At 34.6% G+C, this 2,648-nt stretch carries 2 protein-coding genes; both read left to right on the forward strand.

Translation table 11 applies throughout. From position 1 onward, the window contains the following. The first annotated feature begins 188 nt into the window (after positions 1-188). The gene (locus V7068_RS22190; protein ID WP_499714589.1) at positions 189-1,733 is read left to right on the forward strand and encodes an ankyrin repeat domain-containing protein; all 1,545 of its coding nucleotides are present in this window, start codon (positions 189-191) and stop codon (positions 1,731-1,733) included. A 384-nt stretch (positions 1,734-2,117) separates the two neighbouring features. Continuing rightward, a complete protein-coding gene (locus V7068_RS22195) occupies positions 2,118-2,393 on the forward strand; it encodes a hypothetical protein (RefSeq protein ID WP_499714590.1) in 276 nt (91 codons plus the stop codon). The last annotated feature ends 255 nt before the right edge of the window (positions 2,394-2,648 follow it).

Here is a 2,648-nt window from a genome sequence, read left to right on the forward strand (position 1 = left end):
AATTAGTGGGTAACTGAATATATAAAAAATACATCTGTCTATAACATTAATGGTGAGAGGCTTTTTGTGAGTTAATACCTATAAAATGTGTGTGATTCAAGATAGATAGATAAAGTCAATGCTATTTATGTACATATCTATATTTTATAATAAGGGATAATATGTACAAAAGGTAGGTATTAATACCCGTGTGGAAAACATCTTTGAAAATTTGTTTAGCAATTTCATTAGCAACTATATGTTTTTTAGTATGGAATAAGGTTTACGACTTGCTTCAAGAATCCAAATTTGCAAATGCTCCTGAGGCTAGTCAATCAAACCAACAGGATATGGAGGAGTTTACAGATGCAATTTGGGAGGGGGATCTTGAGAAGGTTCAATATATGGTAGAAGCGGGACAAGATATTAATGCTATAGATGATGAGACAGGAGATTCAGCATTAAATACAATAGGAACTTTAATGTATTCGGGACATAAAGATAAAAAGCATATGGATGTAATTGAGTATTTACTAAGCAATGGCTTGGACGCTAATGTAAAAATAGACGGTAAGACTCTGCTACATGAAGCAGTAATGTACCGAAACTATGGAACGATTGAAAAATTATATTTACATGGTTATAATATGAACCCCCTTGATGATGATGGTAAAACACCCATGATGCGAATGTTCGAAGTTGAGCCTACTACCTCGGAAGATTTAATAACAATGTATAATTTTTTAATTGAGAGAAAAGCGGATCCTTATTATAAAGATTCTCTTGGTTTTACCGTTTTAACATATGCGAACTTATCAGATAAAGTAGAGCTGACAGAATATCTTCGTATTAAAAATATAGATGGGGATATTAAGAGTAAAGCACAAGCTGAACATGTTTTGAATAAGTTAGAGATTAATAATCAGGAAGAGTTTGAGAGGGCTGTTTCTTTTAATAATTTGGGGTTAGTTAGAGTATTTTTACTTGCAGGCTATGATCCAAATGTTAGAGCTCAAGATGATTACCAAACGTTAATAGCTTTAGCTTCCTCGATAGATTATGTAGAAATGATTGATCTTCTACTAAACTATGGTGCCGATCCTAATACTATGAATGATGATGGAAATACAGTTCTTTTCTATGCCGCATTTTTTAATAATCCAAAGTTGGCGGAAATCCTGTTAAAACATGGAGCCAAGGATACACCAAATAAGCCAGGCTATACTGCATTAATGATTGCGAAAGAGGATGGACGTTCGGAAATTGTAGCTATGTTAGAGAATGCTCAAGAAGGAATAAGCTCTATAGAGCCAGAATATCTTGCTGAAGGAGATAAGGAGAGTGGGGATGAATCACTCAACTATGATGAGCAGACTTTGGCAATTGACTTTGTCCATGAGTATGTTGTGGAGGGTTTAAAGGCTATAGCGTTAAACGATTTTAGCTATATAGAAAGTTATTTAAATCCTACTGGAAAGGCGTATAAACAGAGCCAGAAAAGCATACAAGAAGCAAATCTTACAGGTAAGTCTTCAGAGCTAATACGTTATGAAGGGAAACAAGTTATTCCAATTAACGAACATACCTATAAAGTACTTACATATGAGGAGTACAGAACTACTTATACAAGTGGCTCACAAGAAATTAACGGCTATAATAGTGAGTATATAGTAGTTAAAATGACGAATGATAACTTAGCACTTAATGAAACGGTAAAAGTAGAGAAAGTGTTCAGTGAAAATGTTGTTGAATAAATAAATGGAGAAAAACGTTTAAATAGCTAGATAGAGCAATGCTGGAGAGTAGAACGAACATCTAAAAGGATTCTCTGCAAAAAGGAGAGAGAGGGACAATATGTGCTCCTCTTTTTGGGAGAACTAAAGTGGTAAATTCATCGGCCGGTTTAAGCCTGCTCGTCAAATTGCTAAATTGTCTTTCATGTAGCCTTCAAATAAGATGACCAGTCGTGATATACATTCTATTCAGCCTAGAAGAGGCATGGAAGAAACCAATTTCGATACATAAAACAAAGTGCCATATTTTCGGAGTTACCAAAGGGTTAAGGTTGGGCAAAGCACTTTAATTAAGATTATGATTTATTATCGCAATATTCTGTTGATAAATAGGGGAACTATAAAGTGTATTGGAGAGGCTATATGGAACAAATTAAAAAGTTATGGGTTGATGAAATTATTGATGTACTGAAAGAGTTAGGTGGTAAAGCAGCTCTAGTGGATATTCGTAAAAAGTGCAGGAGCGGGGGATGGATTCTGAGACATCACCTATTCCTCGGATCCTCGAACGTTATTGCAGCGAGTGTGATAGGTTTTGTGGTACACAACAAGATAGCTTTTATATTGTCGAAGGGAGCGGTAGAACAAGAATCTGGGGACTTAGACCCCTATATACAGTAGATAGCATAAACTTCTTTACTCATACGGATGCAAGTTATAATAAGTATCAACATTCTAATTCTTTGAGTCCTGATGAGAGAGAATCTTCAATATTATGATTATGTATTAACAGGAAATTTTTTATTTGCTGAGAACAGATTCTCTGATTTTTAACCTAAATAATAGTATATAATTTACCAATGAATAGTTCTAGAGGAATGGTGCAAATGGAGGGTTTTTTATGTTTGTTATTAAAATGGGGATTAGTATAGGGGG

This window comes from Bacillus sp. JJ634, assembly GCF_036962285.1.
Lineage (GTDB): Bacteria > Bacillota > Bacilli > Bacillales > DSM-1321 > Peribacillus > Peribacillus asahii_A.